This is a genomic window from Paracoccus zeaxanthinifaciens ATCC 21588 (genome assembly GCF_000420145.1).
Taxonomy (GTDB): domain Bacteria; phylum Pseudomonadota; class Alphaproteobacteria; order Rhodobacterales; family Rhodobacteraceae; genus Paracoccus; species Paracoccus zeaxanthinifaciens.
Window position 1 is genome coordinate 1 of the sequence record NZ_ATUJ01000011.1, and the last position, 24,963, is coordinate 24,963.

The 24,963-nt window shown below is 63.6% G+C and carries 25 protein-coding genes and 2 tRNA genes; 8 read left to right on the top strand and 19 right to left on the bottom strand.

Annotation, left to right across the window (positions count from 1 at the left end; genetic code table 11):
- The first annotated feature begins 131 nt into the window (after positions 1 to 131).
- A complete protein-coding gene (locus F804_RS0110830) occupies positions 132 to 392 on the top strand; it encodes a pyocin activator PrtN family protein (protein WP_022707770.1) in 261 nt (86 codons plus the stop codon).
- Between the two features lie 275 nt (positions 393 to 667).
- Here the strand turns inward: F804_RS0110830 and nqrF are convergent, their stop codons facing one another.
- Genes nqrF through F804_RS0110860 form a run of 6 tightly spaced genes read right to left on the bottom strand, consistent with a single transcriptional unit; the run spans position 668 to position 6,523 of the window.
- Positions 668 to 1,891 carry an NADH:ubiquinone reductase (Na(+)-transporting) subunit F gene (nqrF, locus tag F804_RS0110835; protein WP_022707771.1) on the bottom strand — a complete coding sequence of 408 codons (1,224 nt, stop codon included), beginning with the start codon at positions 1,889 to 1,891 and terminating at the stop codon, positions 668 to 670.
- A gap of 22 nt (positions 1,892 to 1,913) precedes the next feature.
- Positions 1,914 to 2,522, bottom strand: a complete 609-nt coding sequence (gene nqrE / locus F804_RS0110840; RefSeq protein WP_022707772.1) for an NADH:ubiquinone reductase (Na(+)-transporting) subunit E — start codon at positions 2,520 to 2,522, stop codon at positions 1,914 to 1,916.
- Positions 2,522 to 3,175, bottom strand: a complete 654-nt coding sequence (locus F804_RS0110845; RefSeq protein ID WP_022707773.1) for an NADH:ubiquinone reductase (Na(+)-transporting) subunit D — start codon at positions 3,173 to 3,175, stop codon at positions 2,522 to 2,524. Before F804_RS0110845 ends, nqrE begins: the two co-directional genes overlap by 1 nt.
- Complete coding sequence (locus tag F804_RS0110850; RefSeq protein WP_022707774.1) at positions 3,175 to 3,984, bottom strand: Na(+)-translocating NADH-quinone reductase subunit C; 810 nt, start codon at positions 3,982 to 3,984, stop codon at positions 3,175 to 3,177. The genes F804_RS0110845 and F804_RS0110850 overlap by 1 nt, the downstream gene beginning before the upstream one ends.
- Positions 3,977 to 5,176, bottom strand: a complete 1,200-nt coding sequence (locus F804_RS0110855) for an NADH:ubiquinone reductase (Na(+)-transporting) subunit B (protein WP_022707775.1) — start codon at positions 5,174 to 5,176, stop codon at positions 3,977 to 3,979. The genes F804_RS0110850 and F804_RS0110855 overlap by 8 nt, the downstream gene beginning before the upstream one ends.
- A 3-nt stretch (positions 5,177 to 5,179) precedes the next feature.
- Complete coding sequence (locus F804_RS0110860; RefSeq protein ID WP_028725884.1) at positions 5,180 to 6,523, bottom strand: Na(+)-translocating NADH-quinone reductase subunit A; 1,344 nt, start codon at positions 6,521 to 6,523, stop codon at positions 5,180 to 5,182.
- Between the two features lie 209 nt (positions 6,524 to 6,732).
- Here F804_RS0110860 and F804_RS0110865 point away from each other — a divergent pair, with 209 nt between their 5' ends.
- Together F804_RS0110865 and nqrM are read left to right on the top strand one after the other, a co-directional pair.
- On the top strand, positions 6,733 to 7,722 hold the full coding sequence (locus F804_RS0110865; RefSeq protein ID WP_022707777.1) for an FAD:protein FMN transferase: 990 nt from the start codon (positions 6,733 to 6,735) through the stop codon (positions 7,720 to 7,722).
- A 32-nt stretch (positions 7,723 to 7,754) separates the two neighbouring features.
- Positions 7,755 to 7,994, top strand: a complete 240-nt coding sequence (gene nqrM, locus F804_RS0110870; RefSeq protein WP_022707778.1) for a (Na+)-NQR maturation NqrM — start codon at positions 7,755 to 7,757, stop codon at positions 7,992 to 7,994.
- Positions 7,995 to 8,004: 10 nt separating this feature from the next.
- Here nqrM and F804_RS0110875 read toward each other — a convergent pair whose 3' ends face one another.
- Positions 8,005 to 8,175, bottom strand: coding sequence for a hypothetical protein (locus F804_RS0110875; RefSeq protein WP_425413873.1), 171 nt, complete (start codon positions 8,173 to 8,175; stop codon positions 8,005 to 8,007).
- Positions 8,176 to 8,267: 92 nt separating this feature from the next.
- Here F804_RS0110875 and F804_RS0110880 point away from each other — a divergent pair, with 92 nt between their 5' ends.
- Positions 8,268 to 8,789, top strand: coding sequence for a CBS domain-containing protein (locus F804_RS0110880; RefSeq protein ID WP_022707780.1), 522 nt, complete (start codon positions 8,268 to 8,270; stop codon positions 8,787 to 8,789).
- 19 nt (positions 8,790 to 8,808) lie between these two features.
- On the opposite strand, the gene F804_RS0110885 is transcribed toward F804_RS0110880, so the two are convergent.
- The 8 genes from F804_RS0110885 to F804_RS0110920 all read right to left on the bottom strand — a co-directional run bounded on the left by F804_RS0110885 (position 8,809) and on the right by F804_RS0110920 (position 15,860).
- Positions 8,809 to 8,883 (bottom strand) — tRNA-Val (locus tag F804_RS0110885).
- A gap of 55 nt (positions 8,884 to 8,938) precedes the next feature.
- Positions 8,939 to 9,238, bottom strand: a complete 300-nt coding sequence (locus tag F804_RS16275; RefSeq protein ID WP_022707781.1) for a hypothetical protein — start codon at positions 9,236 to 9,238, stop codon at positions 8,939 to 8,941.
- Between the two features lie 89 nt (positions 9,239 to 9,327).
- Positions 9,328 to 10,041, bottom strand: a complete 714-nt coding sequence (gene arsH, locus F804_RS0110895) for an arsenical resistance protein ArsH (RefSeq protein ID WP_022707782.1) — start codon at positions 10,039 to 10,041, stop codon at positions 9,328 to 9,330.
- Complete coding sequence (locus F804_RS0110900) at positions 10,034 to 10,453, bottom strand: arsenate reductase family protein (protein WP_022707783.1); 420 nt, start codon at positions 10,451 to 10,453, stop codon at positions 10,034 to 10,036. The genes arsH and F804_RS0110900 overlap by 8 nt, the downstream gene beginning before the upstream one ends.
- Entirely contained in the window at positions 10,450 to 11,502 is a 1,053-nt protein-coding gene (arsB, locus tag F804_RS0110905; RefSeq protein WP_028725886.1) for an ACR3 family arsenite efflux transporter, read from the bottom strand. The genes F804_RS0110900 and arsB overlap by 4 nt, the downstream gene beginning before the upstream one ends.
- 36 nt (positions 11,503 to 11,538) lie before the next feature.
- Positions 11,539 to 11,871 carry an ArsR/SmtB family transcription factor gene (locus F804_RS0110910; RefSeq protein WP_022707785.1) on the bottom strand — a complete coding sequence of 111 codons (333 nt, stop codon included), beginning with the start codon at positions 11,869 to 11,871 and terminating at the stop codon, positions 11,539 to 11,541.
- A gap of 94 nt (positions 11,872 to 11,965) precedes the next feature.
- Positions 11,966 to 14,383, bottom strand: coding sequence for an endopeptidase La (gene lon, locus F804_RS0110915; protein WP_022707786.1), 2,418 nt, complete (start codon positions 14,381 to 14,383; stop codon positions 11,966 to 11,968).
- Positions 14,384 to 14,507: 124 nt separating this feature from the next.
- Positions 14,508 to 15,860, bottom strand: coding sequence for an ATP-binding protein (locus F804_RS0110920; protein ID WP_022707787.1), 1,353 nt, complete (start codon positions 15,858 to 15,860; stop codon positions 14,508 to 14,510).
- A 35-nt stretch (positions 15,861 to 15,895) separates the two neighbouring features.
- Between F804_RS0110920 and F804_RS0110925 the strand changes: the two genes are divergently transcribed.
- The 4 genes from F804_RS0110925 (at position 15,896) to F804_RS17380 (ending at position 18,097) form a co-directional block, all read left to right on the top strand.
- On the top strand, positions 15,896 to 16,759 hold the full coding sequence (locus F804_RS0110925) for an MBL fold metallo-hydrolase (RefSeq protein WP_022707788.1): 864 nt from the start codon (positions 15,896 to 15,898) through the stop codon (positions 16,757 to 16,759).
- A 60-nt stretch (positions 16,760 to 16,819) separates the two neighbouring features.
- Positions 16,820 to 16,894: transfer RNA gene (locus F804_RS0110930), tRNA-Asn, on the top strand.
- A gap of 353 nt (positions 16,895 to 17,247) precedes the next feature.
- A complete protein-coding gene (locus F804_RS16980; RefSeq protein ID WP_211214621.1) occupies positions 17,248 to 17,754 on the top strand; it encodes a Panacea domain-containing protein in 507 nt (168 codons plus the stop codon).
- A complete protein-coding gene (locus tag F804_RS17380; protein WP_156845234.1) occupies positions 17,732 to 18,097 on the top strand; it encodes a hypothetical protein in 366 nt (121 codons plus the stop codon). Before F804_RS16980 ends, F804_RS17380 begins: the two co-directional genes overlap by 23 nt.
- Before the next feature lie 24 nt (positions 18,098 to 18,121).
- On the opposite strand, the gene F804_RS17195 is transcribed toward F804_RS17380, so the two are convergent.
- The 4 genes from F804_RS17195 to F804_RS16985 all read right to left on the bottom strand — a co-directional run bounded on the left by F804_RS17195 (position 18,122) and on the right by F804_RS16985 (position 24,767).
- Positions 18,122 to 19,354, bottom strand: a complete 1,233-nt coding sequence (locus F804_RS17195; protein ID WP_022707790.1) for a type II restriction endonuclease — start codon at positions 19,352 to 19,354, stop codon at positions 18,122 to 18,124.
- Positions 19,341 to 19,799, bottom strand: a complete 459-nt coding sequence (locus F804_RS0110950; RefSeq protein WP_425413874.1) for a very short patch repair endonuclease — start codon at positions 19,797 to 19,799, stop codon at positions 19,341 to 19,343. The genes F804_RS17195 and F804_RS0110950 overlap by 14 nt, the downstream gene beginning before the upstream one ends.
- 1 nt (position 19,800) lies before the next feature.
- Positions 19,801 to 21,513, bottom strand: coding sequence for a DNA (cytosine-5-)-methyltransferase (gene dcm / locus F804_RS0110955; RefSeq protein WP_281166823.1), 1,713 nt, complete (start codon positions 21,511 to 21,513; stop codon positions 19,801 to 19,803).
- A gap of 812 nt (positions 21,514 to 22,325) precedes the next feature.
- Complete coding sequence (locus tag F804_RS16985) at positions 22,326 to 24,767, bottom strand: primase-helicase family protein (RefSeq protein ID WP_051142365.1); 2,442 nt, start codon at positions 24,765 to 24,767, stop codon at positions 22,326 to 22,328.
- Between the last annotated feature and the right edge of the window lie 196 nt (positions 24,768 to 24,963).

Consider the following 24,963-nt stretch of genomic DNA (forward strand, 5'->3'; position numbering starts at 1 on the left):
CAGAAAAGATTACTCATGATGCCCCCACCTGTTTGGGAGCGTGAATCACGCCGACAGGACGGCATCAAGAAAATTAATGGGTCCTGACCCTAGGACCCTCGCCTTTTTTTGTTCCAGAGAAAGGATATTGAATGGATACACTTTGGATGCTGACCGGACGCTATCGGGGCCTTCCCCTGGTTCCGGTCGAACGTGTGGTGGAAGACTTCTTCCCCCACCTAAACCGAACTAATTTCTTGCGGAAGGTCACTGACGGTCACATCGCCCTGCCCTTGGTGAACGTCGAAGCTTCGCAGAAGTCAGCCAAGGCGATTCACCTCACCGATCTGGCGTCCTACTTGGACGCCAGACACGCAGAGGCGAAGCGCGACTTCGATCATTTTCACAACTAACGAAACCGACAGTATGACTAAATTGTATGATTTTAAAATTCATAATATACTAGATCTTTGTAAAAAATAGTATTTTCTACTTATCCGTCCAATCCATCATGGGTGCGACCGACAGGCGGGCATGATCCTGCAGCTTCATCTTCGAACACCTTCGCGAATGACCGCCCCGGGCGGCCCGGCGACACAGAGAAAGCAGGTCATATAATCGAACTTCGCCCCCGCGTGAACCGCAGGGGCGCAAAAGAAGACGGGGGCCGAAGCCCCCGTTTTCCGTATCAGCCGCCGAAATCGTCCAGCATGATATCCTCGCGGTCGACGCCAAGCTCGAGGAGCATGTTGATGACCGACTGGTTCATGATGGGGGGACCGCACATGTAGTATTCGCAATCCTCGGGGTTCGGGTGATCCTTGAGGTATTCCTCGTAGAGGACGTTGTGGATGAAGCCGGTGAAGCCCTTCCAGTCGTCCTCGGGCAGCGCGTCCGACAGCGCGACATGCCATTCGAAGTTCGGGAACTGGGCGGCCAGCTCGTCGAAATCCTCGACGAAGAACATCTCGCGCTTGGAACGTGCGCCGTACCAGAAGGTGATCTTGCGGTCGCGGTTCTCGAGGCGCTTGAGCTGGTCGAAGATGTGGCTGCGCATGGGCGCCATGCCCGCGCCGCCGCCGATGAAGACCATCTCCTTCTTGGTCTCGCGGGCGAAGAATTCGCCGAACGGACCCGAGATGGTGACCTTGTCGCCCGGCTTCAGGTTGAAGATGTAGGACGACATCTTGCCCGGCGGGATGCCCTGCGACCCCGGCGGGGGCGAGGCGACGCGGACGTTGAGCATGATGATGCCCTTCTCGTCCGGATAGTTCGCCATCGAATACGCGCGCTCGATCGGCTCGGCGACCTCGCTCTCGTATTGCCACAGGTTGAACTTGTCCCAGTCCTCGCGGTACTCGGCATCCACGTCGAAATCCTTGTAGGACAGCTTGTGGGCCGGGGCCTCGATCTGGATGTAGCCGCCCGCGCGGAACTTCACGTCCTCGCCCTCGGGCAGCTTCAGGACCAGCGCCTTGATGAAGGTCGCGACGTTGTCGTTGGAAATGACCTCGCATTCCCATTTCTTGACGCCGAACACCTCTTCGGGGACTTCGATCTGCATGTCCTGCTTGACCGCGACCTGGCAGGACAGGCGGTCGCCGCATGCGGCCTCGCGCTTGGTGATGTGGCTTTCCTCGGTCGGCAGGATCGACCCGCCGCCCTCGTGGACGCGCACGCGGCACTGCGCGCAGGTGCCGCCGCCGCCGCAGGCCGAGGGCACGAACAGCTTCTGTTCGGCCAGCGTCTGCAGCAGCTTGCCACCGGCGGGGACCGAGATGGTCTTCTCGCCGTTGATGGTGATGTTGACGTTGCCCGAGGACACCAGCCGCGACCGCGCGGCAAGGATGATCGTGACCAGCGCGATCACGATCAGGGTGAACAGGATGACGCCGAGGCTGAAGGTTTCCATGTCTTGCTGACCCCTTCCGCGTTCAGAGTTTCACGCCGCTGAAGGACATGAAGGCAAGCGCCATCAGACCCGCGGTGATGAAGGTGATGCCCAGGCCCTGCAGGCCGTCGGGGATGTCCGAATATTTCAGCTTCTCGCGCACGCCGGCCATCGCGGTGATCGCCAGTGCCCAGCCGAAGCCGGACGAGACGCCGTAGGTCACGCTTTCCGAGAAGTTGTAGCCGCGTTCGACCATGAACAGCGAACCGCCCAGGATGGCGCAGTTCACCGTGATCAGCGGCAGGAACACCCCGAGCGCGTTGTAGAGCGGCGGGAAGTACTTATCGAGAACCATCTCCAGGATCTGAACCAGCGCCGCGATGACGCCGATATAGGAGATCAGCCCGAGGAAGGTCAGGTCGATATCGGGGAAGCCCGCCCATGCCAGCGCGCCGGGCGCCAGCAGCTGGGTCAGGATCAGGTTGTTCGCCGGCACGGTGATCGCCTGCACGATCATAACCGACACGCCAAGACCGATCGCCGTCGAGATCTTCTTCGACACCGCGATGAAGGTGCACATGCCCAGGAAGAAGGACAGCGCGAGGTTCTCGACGAAGACCGCCTTGACGGCGAGAGAGATCAAACCCTCCATCAGTGGGCCTCCACGGTCTGGATCTTGTACTGGCGCTCTTCGACCTGGCCGGGTTTCCAGGCGCGGATGGCCCAGATCAGCAGGCCGATCACGAAGAAGGCCGAAGGCGGCAGCAGCAGCAGGCCGTTCGGGACGTACCAGCCGCCGTTGTTGACGGTTTCCATGATGGTGATGCCGAACAGCGACCCCGAGCCGAACAGCTCGCGGATGACGCCGACGGTCATCAGGATCAGGCCATAGCCCAGCCCGTTGCCGACGCCGTCGATGAAGCTGTCGATGGGCGGGTTCTTCATGGCGAAGGCCTCGGCGCGGCCCATCACGATGCAGTTCGTGATGATCAGGCCGACGAAGACCGACAGGGTCTTCGAGATCTCGAAGGCATAGGCCTTGAGGACCTGGTCGACCAGGATCACCAGCGACGCGATGATGACCATCTGCACGATGATCCGGATGGAACCCGGGATGTGGTTGCGCAGCATCGAGATGAACATCGACGAGAACGCCGTCACCAGCGTCACGGCGATGGCCATGACCAGCGCGACCTTCAGCGAGGAGGTGACCGCCAGCGCCGAACAGATGCCGAGGACCTGAAGCGTGATCGGGTTGTTGTCGATCAGCGGGTCCACGAGTTGCGATCTACGTGTCTGGGCCATCAGATCTCTCCTGCCTTGAGCCGTTCGAGGAAGGGACCGAAGGCTTCTTCGCCCATCCAGAAGCGTACCAGGTTGTCCACGCCGCGCGAGGTCAGGGTCGCCCCCGAAAGCGCGTCGATGTAATAGTCGCGGCCCGCCGCGGGCGGTGCCTTGTCCACGGTGATCTGCAGCGTGCCGTCCTCGTCACGCAGCTTCTTGCCGTTCCACAGCGCCTTCCAGCGGGGGTTGTCCACCTCGGCGCCCAGGCCCGGCGTCTCGCCGTGCTGATAGAACTGCAGGCCGAAGATGTCGTTGCCGTTCGCCTCGAGCGCGATGAAACCATAGAGCGTCGACCACAGGCCATAGCCCTCGATCGGCAGGATGACCTTGTCGATCCCGCCCGCATCGTCGCGCAGCAGATAGACCATCTGGTAGGCCAGCATCTGGCCGCCCAGGCCCGCCGGATCCTCGTCCAGCGCGCGGATCAGGGCCGGGTCCTCGGACGCGGCCAGATCGGTATAGGTCTCGATGTCGTAGCGGTCGGTGAACTCGCCCGTCTCCAGCTCGACCACATGCGGCTCGAACGCCTCGAAGGCCTGGGCCACGTCGGTGCCGGGCTCGTAGATGCCCGCCACCTCGAGGATGTTGATCTGCTTGTCGCGCTGGCTGTTGGCCTGCTGCACGGGGCGCAGGGTCACGGCCGCCGCCGACACGATCATCGAGGCGACGAGGCAGAGCGAGGTCGCGACCACCACGGTCTTGGTGATCGAATCCGCCGGAAGGTCGAGGAAGCGGCCGAGGGGGCCCTTCTTCTGGTTCTCGTCAGGCATTGCGCTTGGCCCTCCGTTTGATGTTGGCCTGCACGACGAAGTGGTCGATCAGCGGCGCGAAGACGTTCCCGAACAGGATCGCCAGCATCATGCCTTCCGGGAAGGCCGGGTTGATGACGCGGATCATCACGACCATGAAGCCGATCAGCGCGCCATAGATCCAGCGGCCCGCATTCGTGTGGCTGGCCGAGACCGGTTCGGTGACCATGAAGGCCAGACCGAAGGCATAGCCGCCGACGACCAGGTGCCAGTGCCAGGGCATGGCGAACATCGGGTTCGTGTCCGAACCGATGAAGTTCAGAAGCGTCGAGAATCCGATCATCCCCAGCAGGCAGCCCGCGATCAGGCGCCAGTTGGCGATGCGGGTGGCCAGCAGGAACGCCAGGCCGATCAGCGCCGCCAGCGTCGAGGTTTCCCCGATGCAGCCCTGGATCGTGCCGATGAAGGCGTCCATCCAGGTGATGCCGCGTTCGGGCAGCGCCTGGTAGCCGTCGGTCGCGCCGATGGCCAGCGCCGTCGCCCCCGAGAAGCCGTCGACCGGCGTCCAGATCGTGTCGCCCGACATCTGCGCGGGATAGGCGAAATACAGGAACGCCCGCCCGACCAGCGCCGGGTTGAGGAAGTTCTTGCCCGTGCCGCCGAAGACTTCCTTGCCGATCACGACGCCGAAGATGATGCCCAGTGCGACCTGCCACAGCGGCGCCGAGGCCGGAAGGATCAGCGCGTACAGCATCGAGGACACGAGGAAGCCCTCGTTGACCTCGTGGCCGCGCACGACCGCGAAGATCACCTCGAAGATGCCGCCCGCGATCAGCGTCACGATGTAGATGGGCAGGAAATACAGCAGCCCGTGCAGCATGTTGGCCAGCGGATTGGCCGGGTTGAACCCGATGCCCAGGGATTCGATGATCCAGGCGCGCCAGCCCGATGCGCCGTATTCGGCGATCGCCATGTTGGTCTGTAGGCCCGTATTGTACAGGCCGAACAGGATGCACGGGATCGTCGCGATGACCACGTAGGTCATGATCCGCTTCATGTCGATATACGAGCGGGCATGCGGCGCGACGGTCGTGACCGTCTTGGGCGTATAGATGAAGCTTTCGACCATCTCGTAGATGGGGAAGTACTTCTCGTACTTGCCGCCGCGGGTGAACTGCGGCTCGATCCGGTCGAAGAATGTGCGGAGACCCACGACCTAGCCCTCCTTCTCGATCTTGGTAAGGCTGTCGCGCAGGGCGATGCCATATTCGTATTTGGCCGGGCAGGCAAAGCCGCAGAGCCCGAGGTCTTCCTCGTCCAGCTCCAGCGCGCCGAGCGCCTGCGCCTGGTCGGTATCCATCACCAGCAGCGCGCGCAGAAGCTGCGTCGGCAGGAAGTCCTGCGGCATCAGCTTCTCGAACGTGCCGATCGGCACCATCGCGCGACGACCGCCATTCAGGTTCGACGTCAGCGGGAACAGCTTGTTCTTCAGCGCCGAACCCAGCACCGGCTGGAAGGCGTACTTGCTGAACATCGGGCGGATCCAGCCCATGGGGATCTGCTCGTGATCCTCCTTGATCAGCGTGATCTGGCGGGCATAGCGGCCCAGATAGGCCGTCGGCCCGTCACCCATGCGACCCGACAGGATCGACCCCGAGATGACGCGGACCGGCTGGTCCGTGGCCAGATCCTCGGCGCAGAGATCGGTCATCGAGGCCCCGGCCAGCGTGCGCACAAGGCGCGGACGCGCCGAGAGCGGGCCGCCGATGGCAACGACGCGGGTGCTGTCGATGCGCCCGGTTTCCAGCAGGCGGCCGATGGCGATCACGTCGTGATAGCCGATGGTCCAGACCGTGCGGCTGTTCGACGGCGCATCGAGGAAATGCATGTGCGTGCCTGCAAGGCCCGCCGGGTGGGGCCCGTCGAATCCCGCGACGACGACGCCGGGGATCTCGCCCTCGACGATTCGGTCCGAGGGACGCTGGCACAGATAGGTGTTCCCCTCGGTCAGCAGGGTGATCGCCTGCAGGCCGCGCCGAAATGCCGCAGCCCCGTCGGCGATGATCGTGGCCGCGTCGCCCGACAGCGGCTCGGTATCCATCGCGGTGACGAAGATCGCGGCGGGACGCGATTCGGGTTCGGGAACCTTGGAATAGGGACGCGTACGGAACGAGGTCCACAGCCCCGAGGCGCAGAGACGCTCGGCCAGACCCTCGGCGGTGTCGGCATTGCCGATACCCGAGAAGTCGACCGGCTCGGCCGCGCTGTCGTCGACCTCGATCTCGACACTGATCAGAACACGGCGCGCGCCGCGATTTATGGCCTTGATTCTGCCCGATACCGGCGCGGTGACCTGAACCTGGGGCGTGTCCTTGTGCGCCAGGATCGGCGCACCGGCGGCGACGATGTCGCCCTCCTGAACCGCGAGTCGAGGCTTCAGCCCGAGGTAGTCCTGCCCCAAGACGGCAACGGTGCGAACCGCTTGCGCGTTTTCGATTCCGCCCTCCGGAGCCCCCAGCACCGGGACATCGAGACCTTTTCTCAACGTATATTGCTGCACGTGGTTTCGTCCTGTCCTTTTCCCGGCAGCCTTATGCGCTTCATGGCCGCGTTATGGAAGTTCTTTACGGGGATTTTTCGACTTTAATGTTGTATCCGGGGCCAAAGATCGTCAGAACGCCCCCTGTCTCATGTCGAACATACGCCATCTTTCTGCGGAGATACCCCGTGACGACCGCCTTCAATCTTACTCGTCGTAGCTTCTTTGTCATGCCGATTGCCCTGGCAGCGTGCAAGAAGGGCTGGTCGGTTCTGGAAATGTCCGGCCTGACGATGGGCACCAGCTACAACATCGTGGCCGTGGATCACAGCCGCAACGTCGATCAGGCCGAACTCCAGGCCGCCATCGACAACAGCCTCGCGCTGGTCAATCGCCAGATGTCGAACTGGGATTCCGGTTCCGAGATCTCGATCTTCAACGCGGCCTCGACGCCGGGCAGCATGAAGGTCTCGGCCGATCTGGCCCATGTCATGCAGGCCGCGGCCGAGGTGAACGCCGCGACCGGCGGCAGCTTCGACGTCACCGTCGGCCCGCTGATCGACCTGTGGGGCTTCGGCGCGGGCCGGACCCGCAACGACATGCCCACCGATGCCGAGATCGCGCGCGCCATGGCATGCTGCGGCCAGTCCGACGCCCTGCGCGTCGAAGGCCAGCGCCTGCACAAGATGCGCCCCGAGGCCGAGGTCTACCTGTCGGCCATCGGCAAGGGTTACGGCGTCGACCGCGTCGCCAGCGTGATGTCCGATTTCGGCATCAAGGACTACATGGTCGAGATCGGCGGCGATCTCTATACCGCCGGGACCAATCCGGACGGCCAGGCATGGCGCGTGGGGATCGAGACACCCCAGAGCCATAACCGCGGCGTCCAGCAGGTCGTCGGCGTGTCCGGCATGGGCATGGCCACCTCGGGCGATTACCGCAACTTCTTCGACTACGAAGGCAAGCGCTACTCGCACATCATCGACGCGACCACCGGTCGCCCGGTCACCCACTCGACCGCGTCCGTCACCGTGATGACCGAGAACGCGATGCTGGCCGATGCCTGGGCGACCGCCCTGCTGGTGCTGGGCACCGAGCGTGGCCTGCAGATCGCAAATGATCGTGACATGGCGGCGCTGTTCATTGATCGCTCCGGCCAGTCGGGCGACAATGGCTTTGCAACCACGGCAAGCGACCGCTTCAAGGCGCTGGCCGTCTAAGAACAACGCCAGCCAGGGAAAGGAGGATCGCGATGTCGACCTTCATCCTCGCCTTCGGTCTTCTGCTGTTCGTCATGCTGGGGATGGCGCTTGGCGTCATCTTCAGCGGGCGGACCATCAAGGGCAGCTGCGGTGGCCTGAACGCCATCGCCGATGCCGATCACTGCCTTGTCTGCAAGCAGGAGATCGACCCCGACAGCCCGCTGCGCGAGCGGCTGAACTGCCCCCGCGCACGCAAGATGCTGGAAGACATGGGTCAGGAAGCTTCCTGACCCGCCTGCCTCACGCCGTCAGCGGCGTGAAACCCAGCACCAGCAGCGCGACCGCTGCGACCGTTCCGAACAACCACAACTTCCACGCCGGGCCTTCGGCTTTCCAGGTCCGGCGATAGGCGTATCCGGCAAGGCAGGCGATCACGAAGATGATCGTGGCGGTCACCGGTGTCAGCGTCATGTCGGGCAAGGCTTGGAACCTCCGAAACTTAATGCGTGTTTTGATAGGCTGATTGCATTAAGCTGAAGATGTATCAAGGGAGGGCCCAGCCGATGGTTGCGTCATACAAGCCTTACACCCGCGACGACGAAGGCCACGAGCCGACCCGAAGCCAGAGTGTCGATACCAACCTGTCGGCAGCCCAGGCGACCGTCCAGCACGTTCTGGACCAGAAGGGCACCGAGATCTTCTGGATCCAGCCCGACGACACCATCGCCACTGCCGTCACCGTGCTTCGCGACCGCAAGATCGGCGCCCTGCCCGTCCAGTCGCCTCAGGGCGAACTTGTGGGCATCCTGTCCGAACGCGACATCGTGCGCCGCCTGGCTGACACGCCCGGCCAGACCCTGCCCCAGAGCGTGGCCGACCTGATGACCGCCTCGCCCGAGACCTGCACCGCCGACGAGTCGCTGGTGAAGGTGCTTCGCCGCATGACCGACGGGCGGTTCCGCCACCTGCCGGTGGTCGATCATGGCAACATGATCGGGATGATCTCGATCGGGGATGTCGTGAACTATCGCCTTCAGGCGCTGGAATACGAGGCGCTTCAGATCAAGCAGCTGATCGTCGGCTGAATTCGGCACGAAGGGGGAATGGTGGGTGATGAGGGATTTGAACCCCCGACATCTTCGATGTGAACGAAGCGCTCTACCACTGAGCTAATCACCCGTGACGCGGCTTCTAGCGTCACCCGCCAGCCGTTGCAAGAGGCAGAAACGCCCGATCAGTTCTTTTCCTGTGCGGGCCTTCTCAGACGCAGGGTGATCACCTCGGCCCCGCGGGAATCGCGTTCCAGCGCGACCCGCCCCCGCCCGAGCGGCGGCACCGCCAGCGTGGACCCTGACGACAGGACATCCCCCAGTTGCGCCAGCGTGGCCTCGATGATGGGGCGGGCATCCCCGCGCTTGGCCCCCGTGGCGGCCAGCACCCTGTCGACGAAATCGCGCTTCTGCACCACCAGCGCAACATGGGGATCGGCAGCCCCCTTGCGCATCGGGTCCAGCATGTCTTCCCTTTCGGCCATTCCCGCCTCCTCGGAACAAGCATGGTTCCAGAGTAGCGAGAGAAGCCCTTGCGTCAATCTTTACGACGCAAGGGCTTGATTTTCGTCGGTCAGACCGCGCTTGTCTGGTTCACGCGCCGCGACAGCGCCTCGTGGCTCTCGACCCGCTCGGAATAGCGGTCGACAAGGTGGTCCTTGATGTCCCGCGTCAGGAGGGTGAAGCGGACCAGTTCTTCTATGACATCGACGATCCGGTCGTAATAGGGCGAGGGCTTCATGCGCCCCGCATCGTCGAACTCGTTCCACGCCTTGGCGACCGAGGACTGGTTCGGGATCGTCAGCAGCCGCATCCACCGCCCGAGGATCCGCATCTGGTTCACGGTGTTGAAGCTCTGGCTGCCGCCGCAGACCTGCATGACGGCCAGCGTCTTGCCCTGCGTCGGGCGCACGCCGCCAAGCGACAGCGGGATCCAGTCGATCTGGTTCTTCATGACGCCCGTCATCGCCCCGTGCCGTTCGGGCGAGGACCAGACCATGGCCTCGGACCAGGTCACCAGCTCGCGCAGCTCGGCCACCTTGGGGTGATCGTCGGCGGTCGCGTCGGCCATCGGCAGGTCGCGCGGATCGAAGAACCGCGTCTCGGCGCCAAGGGCGTTCAGGATGCGCGCGGCCTCCTCGGCCGACAGCCGGGAAAAGCTGCGTTCGCGCAACGAGCCATAGAGCAGCAGGACACGCGGCGCGTGGGTGCTGCGGGTCGCGGGAAACAGCGCCTCGGGATCGGGCGTGCGAAAGCTTGCGGGCGACAGGTTCGGCAGGTCAGTCAACGACTTCCCCCTTCTCGTTCAGGATCATCTGGCCGTCCTCCTTGAACAGCGGCCCCTCGGGGCGGCGGTCCAGCAGGGGCAGCACGGTTTCGGACGGACGGCACAGCCGCACCCCCGTGGCCGAGGCGACGATGGGCCGGTTCACAAGCACCGGATGCTCCAGCATCGCAGACAGGATCGTTTCGTCATCGACAGCTTCGTCCAGCAGGCCCAGCTCGGCTGCGGGCGATCTGGTGGTGCGCAGCGCCTCGCGCGGGGTCAGGCCGGCCGCGGCGAACAACGCCAGAAGCTGCGGGCGGGTCCAGCCCGTATCCAGATAGGGGATGACGACCGGATCCGCACCCGACGCCCGGATGATGGCCAGGACGTTGCGCGAGGTGCCGCAACCGGGATTGTGGTGAATGACTATCATTTCCGATCCCCCGTGAAGTTGTTGCGCGTCCGGTTTGCGAAGGCGACCAGCGTCAGCATGACCGGCACCTCGACCAGCACGCCGACGACCGTCGCCAGCGCCGCCCCCGAATTCAGCCCGAACAGGCTGATCGCGACAGCGACCGCCAGTTCGAAGAAGTTCGACGTCCCGATCATGGCGCAGGGGGCCGCGATCCGGTGCGGCACCCGCATCAGCCAGGCCGCCCCGTATCCAAGCGCGAAGATCAGATAGCTCTGGACCACGATCGGCACGGCGATCAGCAGGATCACCGTCGGGCGCGCCAGGATGACGCCACCCTGCAGCGCAAAGAGGATTGCCACCGTCACGACCAGCCCGATGATCGACCAGGGCTTGATGCGTTGGGAAAACGCCTCGATCGCCTGCTGGCTGCCCAACATCCGGCGCGTCAGCAGCCCGGCGGCCAGCGGCAGCACGACATAGAGGATCGTCGCCAGCACCAGCGTCTGCCAGGGCACCGAGATCTCGGTCGCGCCCAGCAGCAGCGCGACGATGGGCGCGAAGGCCACGACCATGATCAGGTCGTTCACCGAGACCTGCACCAGCGTATAGGTCGCATCGCCCCGCGTCAGCTGCGACCATACGAAGACCATCGCGGTGCAGGGTGCGGCGCCCAGCAGGATCAGGCCCGCGATATATTGCTGCGCATCCTCGGGGGCGATCCAGGGGGCAAAGACGTGATCGAAGAACAGCACGGCCAGCAGCGCCATGGTGAAGGGCTTGATCAGCCAGTTCACCGCCAGCGTGATCAGCAGCCCGCGCGGCTGTCGCGCGACCCCGGCGACCGCGCCGAAATCGACATTCACCATCATGGGATAGACCATCGCCCAGATCAGCACGGCGACGACCAGGTTGATCGATGCGATCTCGGCGCCCGCGATGGCGCCGACGACGCCCGGCGCCACGGCACCCAGGGCGATGCCCCCTGTCATCGCCAGCGCGACCCACAGGGTCAGCCAGCGTTCGAACGGTCCGAGGGCCCCGCCCTCGTGTGCAGTCATGTCGGTCATCGGCAGCATGGCCCTTCGGTCAAGGATGTCGTTCGGTCAGCACTCGCACGCGATCTGGTCCAGGATCGGCTGGCACAACTCTGCCCGTCCGCCGCAACAGTCGCGCAACAGGAAGCCCAGCAGCGCGGTCATCGTCGCCATCTCGGCGAAATAGCGGATCGAGCGGCCCTCGCGCGTCGAACGCACCAGCCCTGCATGGGACAGCAGCGTCAGGTTGTTCGACAGCGTGTTCGGGCGGATCTGCAGCGCCTGCGCGATCTCGCCCGCAGCCATCCCTTCGGGGCCCGCCTGCACGAGGCAGCGGAACACGTCCAGCCGGATGTCATGTGCCAGGGCCGAAAGGGTATCGAGGGCGCGATTCTTTTCCATATTTCATGTTTAATGGAAATAAAATGTAGCAACAACCTACGAAAAACGCCCGCCGGTGTTCCGGCGGGCGCTTCGATGGTCATTCGGCAGGCGATCAGTGGGCGACGGCGCCGCCCGATCCCTTGCCCTCGTTCTGGCGCGCAAGGCGGGCAGCCTCGGCGGCTTCCTCGGCGGCCTCGTCCCATTCGACGGCGACCGGCATGCGGACCAGCGCGTGGCGCAGGACGTCGCGGACATGGCTGACCGGGATGATGGTCAAGCCTTCCTTCACGTTCTCGGGGATTTCCACCAGGTCCTTGGCGTTATCCTCGGGGATCAGCACGGTCTTGATGCCGCCGCGCAATGCGGCCAGCAGCTTCTCCTTCAGGCCGCCGATCGCCAGCACGTTGCCGCGCAGCGTGACCTCGCCGGTCATGGCGACGTCCTTGCGGACTGGGATGCCCGTCATCACCGACACGACCGAGGTCACCATCGCGATGCCTGCCGACGGCCCGTCCTTGGGCGTCGCGCCTTCGGGAACGTGGACGTGAATGTCCCGCTTGTCGAATTCCGGCGGCTTGACCCCGATCTCGGGCGAGATCGAGCGCACGAAGCTGGAGGCCGCGTCGATCGATTCCTTCATCACGTCGCCAAGCTTGCCCGTGGTCTTCATCCGACCCTTGCCCGGCAGCTTCAGCGCCTCGATCTGCAGCAGGTCCCCCCCGACCGAGGTCCAGGCAAGGCCCGTCACCACGCCGACCTGATCCTCCTTCTCGGCCAGGCCATAGCGGAAGCGGCGGACGCCCAGATATTCCTCGGCCTTCTCGGGCGTGACCTCGACGGACTTGACCTGACCCTTCATGATCTCGGTCACGGCCTTGCGGGCCAGCTTCGCGATCTCGCGTTCAAGGGACCGGACGCCTGCCTCGCGGGTATAGTACCGGATGACATGGGTCAGCGCCTCGTCGGTGACGCTGAATTCGCCCTTGCGCAGGCCGTTGGCCTTGATCTGCTTGTCCAGCAGGTGACCGCGCGCGATCTCGCGCTTCTCGTCCTCGGTGTAACCCGACAGGCCGATCACCTCCATCCGGTCCAGAAGCGGCCCCGGCATGTTGTAGCTGTTGGCCGTGGTCACGAACATCACGTTCGACAGGTCGTATTCCACTTCCAGATAGTGGTCCACGAAGGTCGAGTTCTGTTCGGGGTCCAGCACCTCCAGCATCGCCGAAGCCGGATCGCCGCGGAAGTCCTGACCCATCTTGTCGATCTCGTCCAGCAGGATCAGCGGGTTCGTCGTCTTGGCCTTCTTCAGCGCCTGGATGATCTTGCCCGGCATCGAGCCGATATAGGTCCGGCGGTGGCCGCGGATCTCGGATTCGTCACGCACGCCGCCAAGGCTGATGCGGATGAATTCGCGCCCCGTCGCCTTGGCGATCGAGCGACCAAGCGAGGTCTTGCCCACGCCCGGAGGACCGACCAGCGTCAGGATCGGGCCCTTCAGCTTCTGGCTGCGCGCCTGCACGGCCAGGTATTCGACGATGCGCTCCTTGACCTTGTCCAGACCATAGTGATCGGCGTCCAGAATGGCCTCGGCCTTGCCCAGGTCCTTCTTGGTGCGCGACTTCACGCCCCAGGGCAGCGCCAGCAGCCAATCCAGATAGTTCCGGCTGACGGTCGCTTCCGCCGACATGGGCGACATGGATTTCAGCTTCTTCAGCTCGGCCTCGGCCTTTTCGCGGGCTTCCTTGCTGAACTTGGTCTTCTCGATCTTCTCTTCCAGCTCGTCCAGCTCGTTCTGGCCGTCCTCGCCGTCGCCAAGCTCCTTCTGAATGGCCTTCATCTGCTCATTCAGGTAGTACTCGCGCTGCGTCTTCTCCATCTGGGTCTTGACGCGGGACTTGATCTTCTTCTCGACCTGCAGGACCGACATCTCGCCCTGCATCTGGCCGAAGATCTTCTCCAGCCGCTCGGCGATGCTGAGCGTGTCCAGCAATTCCTGCTTGCGATCCAGATCGACGCCCAGATGGCCCGCGACCAGGTCGGCCAGCTTGCCCGGCTCGGTCGTCTCGGACACGGTGGACACGACCTCGTCGGGGATGTTCTTGCGCACCTTCACGTAACGCTCGAATTCCTCCGAGACGGTGCGGACCAGCGCGACCACGGTGGATTCGTCGCCAAGGCTCTCTTCCAGGGTCTCGGCGGTCGCCTCGAAATGTTCGGGATTCGGGACATAGCCGGTGATGGACACGCGCTCGCGCCCCTCGACCAGCACCTTCACGGTCCCGTCGGGCAGCTTCAGCAGCTGCAGAACGTTGGCCAGCACGCCCGTGCGATAGATGCCGTCCTCGGTCGGCTCATCGACCGAGGCGTCCTTCTGGGCCGCCAGCAGGATCGGGCTGTCCGATTCCATGACCGCTTCCAATGCGCGCACCGATTTGTCGCGCCCCACGAACAGCGGCACGATCATATGCGGGAACACGACGATGTCCCGAAGGGGCAGCACCGGGTAGGTCTGGGTGGTGAATTCCGTCATGTCAGTTCCTTTCTGCCCGAAGCCGTGGCCCCGTCATGGCAACGCACGGCCCCTGCTGGCAGTCAATCTAGGCCGCGCGGGGGGCGCGTTCAATGGGATGCCAAGAATCCGAGCTATCGTCCGATCAGCGCGGGATCACGATCTCGGCACGCAGGCCGCCCAGCCGCGGGCCGCGCCCAAGGCGCAGCTGGCCGCCATGCGCGCGCGCCACGTCGCCCGCGATGGCCAGCCCCAGCCCCGCCCCCTGCGCGCTGTTGCGGTTGCGCGCGGGGTCCAGTCGCGTGAAGGGGCGCATCGCGGTCTCGATGCTGTCCTCGGGGATGCCGGGGCCGTCATCCTCGACCCCGATGCGCAGGCTGCGCGGACCAAGCGCCACGTCCAGCTCGGCCCGCCTGCCATAGCGGACCGCGTTGCCGATGAGGTTCTCGATCGACCGGCGCAGCATGTCGGCGCGGAAGGTCGCAAGCCCCTCAGGGTCGCCCTCGAAGCTGCGCAGCTCGACCGCCTGCCCCGCCCTCTGGGCATCCGCGACGATGGCGTCGATGAACTCGGCCACCTGCGCGGGCCGGGGCGGGCTTTCCTGCGCGTCGTCGCGGGCATAGTCGAGGAACCCGTCCACCATGCGGTTCATCTCGGCGATGTCGGCCTCCATCGCGGCGATCTCGTCGGGTTCGGGCGGCAGGTCCGGCGACAGCACCGACAGGCCCAGCCGCAGCCGCGTCAGGGGCGTGCGCAGGTCGTGGCTGATGCCCGACATCATCAGCTTGCGCTGCTCGTTCTGCCGTTCCAGCCGGTTGCGCATGTCAAGGAAAGCCGTGCCCGCGCTGCGGATCTCGACCGCGCCCTGGGGGCGATAGGCGACCATGCGGCCCTTGCCGTATTCCTCGGCGGCATGGGCCAGCCTGCGGATCGGGCGCAGCTGGTTGCGCAGGAAGATCGTCGCGATCCCCGTCATCAGAAGCGAGGTGAAGATCATCAGCACCAGCAGCTGGTGCGGGTTGGACGCGCTGACCCGCCGGCGATCGAAGCCCAGCTGATAGGTCCCGAAGGTCCCCTCCAGCGCCACCTCGACCCGCTTGTCGTTGCTGGCCAGATCGACCGAGACGATGTTGGGCAGCCGCTCTCGCAGGACCTCGATCACGACCCGCCCCGAGAAGTCGTAGAAGAGGCGGCTGTCGCGGGGGGCGGGATCGACCGGCAGGCGCAGCGTCACGCCCAGGGGGTCCGCGACCGACCGCCCCGCCACGCGCGCGGCCTGCGGCTCGGTCATGTACTGCATGCGCGACGACACGAAGGCCACCTCTCGGGCCATGCTGTCGGTCATCTGCCGCGTCACGCCGTCGAAATGGCGCTGCAGGAACATCACGCTGACCACCAGCGTGACGACCACGACCGGCAGGAACAGGATCAGCGCGGCCCGCGCATAGAGCCCGCGCGGCAAAAAGGTCTTGAGCGGCTTGTCGGCTGCAATCGCCATTGGCACCCCCGGTTCGGCGCGGCTAGGCTAGCGCGATGGACCAGCCCGTGAAAGAGCCGCTGCGCATCCTTGCGCCAAACCCCTCGCCCCTGACCGGGCCGGGAACCACGACCTTCCTGATCGGGCGGGATCACGTCGCGGTCATCGACCCCGGCCCCGACGATCCCGACCATATCGAGGCGGTGGCCCGCGCGGGCCGCGACCGGATCGGGCACATCCTGGTGACGCATGCCCATCGCGACCACAGCGCGGGCGCGGCCCGGCTGGCGCGACTGACCGGGGCCGAGGTCCTGGCCTTCGGCACCGCGACCGAGGGACGCTCTCCCGTGATGCAGCGCCTTGCGGCGACCGGGCTTCTCAGCGGCGGCGAGGGGCTGGACGAGGACTTCGTTCCCGACCGTCGCCTGCGCGACGGAGAACAGGTCAGCACCCCCGACTGGACGCTGACCGCGCTGCACATGCCGGGCCACGCGGCGGGGCATCTGTGCTTCGCCTGGGGCGATACGGTCTTCTGCGGCGATCTGGTGATGGGCTGGTCGTCGACGCTGATCTCTCCGCCGGACGGCGATCTGGGCGATTATTTCCGCTCGCTCGACCGGCTGGGTCAGATGGGCGCGCGGCGCTTGCTGCCGACCCATGGCGACGCGATCGAGGCCCCTGCCCCGCGCCTGGCCGAGCTGGCCCGCCACCGCCGCCAACGCAGCCGCCAGATCATCGCGGCCCTGCGCGAGGGCGGCGATTCCGCCGAGGGCCTCGCGCGGCGCATCTACGACATTCCCGACCACCTTCTTCCCGCGGCCGAGCGCAACGTGCTGGCCCATCTGATCGCGCTGCACCATGTCGGAGCCGTTGAAACGCAAGGGGAAATCGCCCGCGACAGTTTTTTTGCGATGTCGTGAAAAAACTGTCGCGCCCCCTCTGGACAGCCCCGGCCACTATGGCTATACCCCGCCTCGTGTTCCGGCGTAGCTCAGCGGTAGAGCAGTTGACTGTTAATCAATTGGTCGTAGGTTCGATCCCTACCGCCGGAGCCAAAAAATCTAAATAAAATCAGAGGCATAGGCAGTAGGTCGCTTCAGGCGGACTCTCGCCTTTTGGTCTGAATCGCCACGGAGTCGCCACGGCGCCAAAATTCGCCGCTATCTGCGCAGATCACGCCTAAGCCAGAGTCAGGCGTGGTCCTTATGCCGCTAACGAGGCCATGACGTCGGTCAACAGCATCAAACCGGGATGCAGCGCGCCGATTGCGACGAAAAACTTGACGATTGCGTGGCACAAACACCATCTATAAAGAAACTATGCTAGGATGTGGGTAAGCTGTGGACAACTTCCCCACGAATTGGAGGACAACATGACTGCTAGTTCTGCCCCGACATCGGCGGCGGCTGTGGCCAACGCCTTCCTAGACCTTCAAGCCGCAGACGCTGGAAACTTCCCGCGCATCGACCAGATGAAGCTATACAAGCTTGTGTACTACGCGCAGGCTTGGTGGCTCGCCCAGAATGATTCTCCTCTTTTCGAGGAGGATCTATTCGCGTGGCCGTGGGGTCCCGTTGTCAAAGAGCTTTACGGTGACTTCAAGTCTGCCGGACGCGGCCCGATCACAGGCCAACGCGCGACAAGGCTTGTGAAGAACGGCCCAAATTTCTTCGATTTCCGAATGGCGGAACCCGCCAGGCCGGAGGGCGATGTAGCGAATTTCCTCAAAGAAATTTGGGAAGTTCACAAGCCCTATACCGGGATTGCACTGTCCAACGCGACCCACGCACCCAGGGAGCCTTGGACCATCATCAAAGACCTTCGCGGCGGCGACCTCTCGGACAAGCCGCTTATTCCCATCGAAGTTATTCGAGACGTTTTCAAGGCTAAGATTGACGGTGCAAGAACCAACTAAACACAAGCCGCCGGTTGTTTTACCACCGGCGGCAGTCAACTCTGAAGACCCTGACAAATATACCCAGACGGGGCCGCTATTCATTCCGAACGGCGCGCCGCATCAGGTTTTCCGGTTCTGCCGCTGGGGTATCGAGTATGGGACCGACGACAAAGGTCACGCCGCCTCCATCATCCTTTCCGTCTCTCTATTGCTTCTTCTACTATTCCTGTTTGGTGTTGGCGCATTCGCTGATCGCCCTTGGATTTCGGATGCTCTGAAGATTATTGGCACCGCATTTACATTCACTGCGGGTGTAGCCATCGGCAAAGGGTCCGAGGCGAGTAAGAAAAAGGATGAGTGATCCGCCGGAAATCAGGCGGGGTGATCAGGCCGGGACGATCAAGCGCAAGTCGCCCATGAAGCTCTCAAGTGTCTGAATATCCGCGCGGATGCTCGCAGGGAATTTTCCGATTAGCGGTTCGGGCACCACAAGCTGCACATTCGCCTGCGTCATTTCTCTGAACTGCGCCTCGGAAACGCCCTCCTGCAAGGTCAGGAGGTGCTTCACAGGAATCCGGTCTGCCTCGTTCATAACCTGCCGCCAGCGGTCGCGGCAGGTGGTCTTGGTGGCGAGCATCCGCAATCGGGCCGCCGGAAAGCTCGGGTCACGATAGGCCGCCTGCGATGGGAACAGGAAGTCCGGCCGCTTGCCCGGCTCCGATTGCGGCCCGTGCTCGAAATCTGCGCCCTCCCGGAACCGTTCTTCCAGCAGGATTTCCCGGGTGTGCAGTTCAAGCGAGCGCCCCGAGCGCGCCTTGCGCCGTTGAAGGACGGTCTGCGCGCGGGAAATAAAATCGTCCAGGGTGGTGAAGCCCACCTTGATCGCGGGAAGCTCTATCGCCTCCTCCACGCTGCGGAATATTTCAAACTCGCATTCGCGGCGGCGAAGAAGCCGCTTGTCGGGCGGGGTGCCGTGCTCCGGCCGAAGCTCCACCGTCTTGCGCACGATCTCGGCCCCGGTCGGAAACTGCGCCAGCCATGCAGGCGGAATCTCGGCCGGTTCAAGCCAGCAACTCGCGCGCCCGGCGGCATAGGGTGGAAACAGCCCGGGTTGTTCGGGGGACCACATGACGAAGCGCCCGGGCTCAATCGGCCCGAACCGCTCCTCGGCAATATCCTCCTCGGTCTCGTGGCGGCACACCCAGACATGGCAGCTTGTCGCGGCGCCGTTCTCGTCCAGCGGGAAGGCGAAGACCGCAAGCGCGCCCGTGCTTTCCGGGTCCAGAAGCGCCGAGGCACCGCCCCCGAAATTGGTCAACCGGGTTTCGTCGCGGCCGTTCGGTTTCCCCTCGTGGCGCTTCGAGTTGTAATAGATCACCCGCGCTTCCCGGGCGTCCATGTGGGAATCGACGGCAAGTTCAAAGCGGTGATCGGGGTTCTTCTCGTCCGTCCGGTTGATCATCGGGAAGATACGGAACAGGAAGTCTTTCGGGATATAGGGGCCTGCTTGATGCGCGCCGTTGGCGAGTGTGTCATTGCCCGAAAGGCGTTTCACGAAAAGGGCCACACCGGGCGCGCAGAAAACCCCGAGCCAATCCGTGAAATCAGAAACCGCCATTCGCCCCTCCCGCAATCGTTTCTTCTATCGGGCCATTGGCCAGCCAATCCGCCGCCCGGTCAAGCACCTCGTCCACAGGCAGCCGCTCCCGCCCCTTGAGGGCGCATTCCCAGATCGTCAGCACCCGCCACCCATCGGCCAGAAGGGCGGCCTCGGCGGCCTCGTCCCGGGCGCGGTTGCCCTCTATCTTCGCCTCCCAGAACTCGCGCCGCGTGGCGGGCAGCCGAAAGAGGTGGCAGCCGTGCCCGTGCCAGAAGCAACCGTGAATGAAGATCACCGCGCGGCGCCCGGGAAACACCAGATCGGGGGAACCGGGCAAGCGCCGGTCATGCAGCCTGTAGCGGAAGCCCCGAGCATGGAGCCCGCGCCGCAGGATCATTTCGGGCCGCGTGTCCTTGCCCCGGATTCCCGCCATCATCCGGGAGCGGGTCGCGGCGTCCACCACGTCAGCCAACGAGGGGCAACCTCCTTTGCAGGTGCTCTTGATCCTGCGCCGCCTCGGCCGCGATATAAGGCAGCATGTGCCGCGCCACCGCTTCGATTACCGGCACGGCCACCGAGTTGCCGAACTGCTTGTAAGCCTGCGTGTCGGAAACCGGGATGATAAACTTGGACTCGCCGGGCTTGTCGAACCCCATCAAGCGGGCGCACTCCCGGGGGGTCAGGCGGCGCGGGTTCTGCCCCTCACCCCGGTCAATCAGGATTTCCGAGCCGTCCTTGTAATAGCGAGCCGAGAGGGTGCGCGCCGCGTCTCCCCGGCCCACGAGCCCGAAGCCGAACCCGTTCCCGGCCGCCCGGTGCTTGGCCGCATAGTCTTGCAGATACCGCCAAAGGTGATCGGTCAGGGTGTATTTGTCGCTCACCCGGCCCTTGGCATCCGTATAGTGCTTGTCCGGCCCCTTCTCGGTGCCGTCTTCGGGGTGCAGAATCGTCCCGAGCTTCGGCCCTTTGAGCGGCGAAGGCACGTCCAGATCGTCAAAGGAGAAATCGCATTCCTCCCGGAACCCGGCAATCAGGATGCGTTCCCGGTGCTGGGGTACATAGCCCTTGGCATTGACCACGCGCGGCGTCGGGACGTGATAGCCGAGGTCGCGTAGGGTGCGCATGATCACCTCGAACGTGCGCCCCTTGTCGTGGTTCACAAGGTTCTTCACGTTCTCAAGCAGGAACGCCTTCGGCCGGTGCTCGGAAATGATCCGGGCCACATCGAAGAAAAGCGTCCCCTGCGTCTCGTCCGCGAAGCCGTGGGCACGGCCCAGCGCGTTCTTCTTGCTCACGCCCGCGATACTGAACGGCTGGCACGGGAAGCCCGCAAGCAGAAGGTCATGCTCGGGAATGTCCTTCGCCTCAGTCTTGGTAATGTCCCCTGAAATCTCGTGATCGTCATGGGGAAAGTTCGCCGCATAGGTCGTCTTGGCGAAGCGGTCCCATTCAGAGGTGAAGACGCACTTGCCGCCCAAGGGCTCGAACCCACGGCGAATCCCGCCAATGCCTGCGAACAGGTCAATGAACCGGAAGGCGGGCTTCTCGGGCTCGGTCGCGCCGCGCTTGTTCACGAGGTCTTCCAGCACCACGAGAGCCGCTTGCCGGGGCATGGCCTCGCCCCGCTCCCAACGGTAGAGGGTTGCAGGCGAATAGCCCATCAGGGGCGCCAGCGCCTCCACAGACAGGCCCGCGCGCTCGCGCAGCCTCGAAAAGTCGGAACGGGGTTCATCAAGCATTTGGGCGGTCCATCTGGGTCGATTTTTTTCATTCTTGCAACATTCGACACGCATAAACAAGAACAAAAGCGGAATTTCCGGTCGAAGACTGCGCGACCCAAGTAAACAATTGATTGTCGGTGCTTCGTGCGCTGGGCACGGGCGAGGCGGCAGCCCGATCGCGCTGCAAGTGGGGCAGTCCCAACCGGGCAAGCGTGTCACCTCGTCCCACTCGTTTACCTCGTCGCCCCAATCGTTGCCCGGCAAGGCGTCTATTGCAGAGTCGAGCGAGCGCACATCTCGGAGGACTCGCCCGTAAACACGGATCGGCCCGGGCATCAACCTGTCCGCAATCATGCGGCCGAACGTATTCACCGATACACCGACATAGGCGGCGGCCTCGGCGCGGTTGAGCATCCGGTGTGTCGGGAGTGGGAGAACTTTGGTGCGTTCGGTCATTCGGTCTGTTCTCCTCCCCAGGGTGACGATCAAGAGCCGGGCAATTCCACATGCCCGGGTTAGTGGAACATTACGGCGGCAGGGTGCCCAAGGTCGCTCGGGTCCTTCCGAGGGGGTGGGGATCGTCAGGGGGTTCGCGGAGCCCCGGTTCGCGAAGTTTTTTCGAAAGACATGAGTTTTAGCCAAGATTTTTTAGAATCGAGGGGAACCGGGTTTCTGATTCAAAATTTTCTGTGCAGCGGGAAAGACCGGGGCTCCGCGTTACCCGCATTCCCACCCGCCGGTAAGGACCCGTCACGGTAAAGCCGGGAATGCTGGGAAAGTCGGCAAGCCCTTGAGCAGCACCCGGACAGCCAGCCACGGTAGAGCGGCGGCCCAGCGCCTTGGGGTTAGTCCGGGTGATCCGGGTCAGCCCGGATCGGGACGCTTCACCCGGATCACACAAAAACCCTACATTTCAATGCCTTACATGCCCCCGATCCAAGTGATCCAAGTGATCCAAGTAAAAAGGCAAATCGTCTGAGGAATTCGTTTGCACAGAACACCCCCCCGGAGAACAGGGGCGTAGAGAAGCATAAATAAAAGATATCCAGAAAACGGCGGATCGCCCGGATCACCTGGATCACCCGAACAAAAACAATGGGTTACAGACATATTCACCCGGATCACTGCCCGGAGCACCCGGATCACCCCGAAGTAATAGCCGGAAGTTCGGGAACGGCAGTAAAGCCGGGAACGCTGGGAAAGCCGGTAAACCCCGCCTTGGACAATCCACCACGACAAACGGGGAACACCGCAGCCCGGGTTGCGCATCATATCAGTGCATCGGCTTCCGGGTCATCGTCCACCCCGGCGTCAGTATCACCCCACTGCACCCGAGCCCCAAGCCACCGCTCGAACTTCGCACGACAATCAGCCAGCGAAGGGAAGACAAACACACGCGCACCGGGCTTCCCATCAACGCGGGGCCGCCTTTCGGCCAGTTCGTCACCCAAGAGCCGCTTCAAATCTTTGGTGAAGACCGACTCGACAACGGGATCACCGCCAAACCGCCTTTCACGCAATGCAGCCTTATAGCTCGCCCTCACCGCCTCCTTTTTCACAGTGATCGGATCAGACCAATCCCCGAAATCCTCGAACTCGGCCGCATCCCCTTTTTCCAACACCTCGAACCACCAGAGTTCCACGCCCCGAAGCGAGGCGATTTTCTGATCCCGCAGGGCTTCGGTTTGCGGAACGTCGCGCACGTCGAACCCGGCAAGGTCAACCGAAAGGAGATATGCAAGAAACGCGGCGGGTCCGGCCCCTTCGATCTCATCATAAAGCGGGCCGAACCATCCGGCCTCGCGCTGATGAACGTCCGAAACGTCAAAGGCCGCATAGCGGCGCTCATCCTCCGAGGCCGGAACTGCCCATTCATCGTTGGTCGTCATCAACACGCGCAGAAAGGAGTCGACTTCGATCCGATCAACCCCCTTCCGTTCGATGGGCTGGGTGCGTGCGGTGATGAGCGCCTGAAGGGTGCCCTTCTTGCTCACGTCGCCCGACCAAAACGCCTCCTCGACGTGGACGAGGAGCGCAGTGGCGAAGGGAGCGTTGAACCGCCCGGTCAGGTCATCGGCCCGGATGATGTGGGCAACGTGCTTGCGGCCAATCATCCGCCCCATGATCTCGGCCAGCGTGTCCTTGCCCACTCCCTTGCCGCCACGCAGCACGAGGGCAACTCCGGGCTTCCGACCGGGGTTCTGCACGAGGTCCGCAAGCCACCCGATGACATACCGGAAATGCGCTTCGTTCCCCGCCGCGATCACATCCCGAACGTGCGCGACAATCCTCTCGCACGAGCCTTTCAGGTCAGGCTGCACGGCAAGGCCGGAGTAGAGATTGAGCGCACTCTTGGGGGCGCTGCCGCTCGGATCAAAGACAATACTGTGATAGGTGCGCCGCCCGGGGGAGGTGATCCAGTGCTTGGAAACCGGAACCATCGCCCCCTTGGCCCCGGCGGGCACCAGATCATTCGCGTAAAGGGCGTGCAGCCCTTCCACCGGCCCAAGTTCGATCTGGTCCCCCGTGAAATCCGCAATCCAAGTCTTGGCACCGTGGCGCACCACCGCGTGACGCTCGTTCATCCGCGCCGTCGCGCGGTCAACCTCGGGCTTCCTGACCTTGGACGCCGGAGCGGCCGTCGTCGCCCCAACAAGGTCTTCTATGCCTGCGAGTTCATTCGCCGGAATGCTGGTTTCAATATCGTCAAAGTCCGCCAGAGGATCACACCACGGCAGCGGCCGAGCCATGCCCGAATTGAGGCCATTGCTGATGTGGCGCTCAAGATCGCGGGAGGAATAGTCGGCCATATAGCCCACCTCATCTGCCGCTGCCGTCAACGCCTCCCGCGCCTGTTCTTCAGAAAGGACACTGCACGCAACATACCCTCCGAGGTGAACGGCTTGCCGATGAATTTCTCCGGTGCGAGAAAGGCCCTTCTCTGCGGCCTCGACAATCCGGGCCTTGGCCCAATCAAGCATCGTCAGGGCGTGGGCTACCGCGTCGGAAACCCCCGACTGGTCAACAGCTTCCTGCGGCGCCTCGGAAAGCATGGCGCTGGGCGGACGGCTCGGACCAATTGCCAGCGCATCCAAGTCGTCGGCCTCGTCTATGTACCGGGGTCCGTCAACGAGCAAAGTCCTCACCGTCGCTTCGCCTTCGACGGACCCGAAATAGAACCCCTGCGAGAGCCGAAAGGACTCGTCCGCCAAAACGCCTTGAAGAACACCATTCATCCGCGCTGCCATGTTAAACCGTATATCGGGCGGCAAGGGGCGGCTGAAAGGGAGCACAAGACGGAAGCGGTTGCCTTTGCCGGGCTTCAAGTGGCTCGGCGTAGTGTAGACCAAGGCCAGAACGCCAGCTTTGTGGAAAGCGTCCCGGGCGGTCTCCGGCGTGATCTCGCCTGCGTCATAGTCGCCCTCAATCCCGGACACTTCGAGCACGTTTGCGTCACAGCGATACGAATGCCCCGAAGGCGAAAGCGCGGTCGTATCACCGAAACGCGCCAGCTTCAGAAACGGCAGGAATCCTTTCGCCTCGGCCGAGGTTCCGGGGATGCGCGCGGCGAGTTCTTTCAGCGTTTCGACTTTCTCGACCTTTCGACCCCCCGTTTCGTCGGGAAAAATCGTGTAGCGGAGAGGCGCGTCCGCAGGCCGGAGACTCGACTCTTGATCGGGCGCGGCCCGAGAAGTATTCTTCATATGCATTCTGATTTTCCACACTTTTGCGCTCGGGCGGTCCCAACGCCCGGGCGTTTCACTTTTCTTTTTCGAGCGACAGGGAATAGCCACACAGGTGGCGGCCGGTGTGCTGATCGCGCCGGTGACGAAGCATCGAAGCCCGGCAATGTGCCGCGCGGTAGCTCGGTTTCCCCACAAGCAGTCCTTCGTCCGCGCCGTGGGT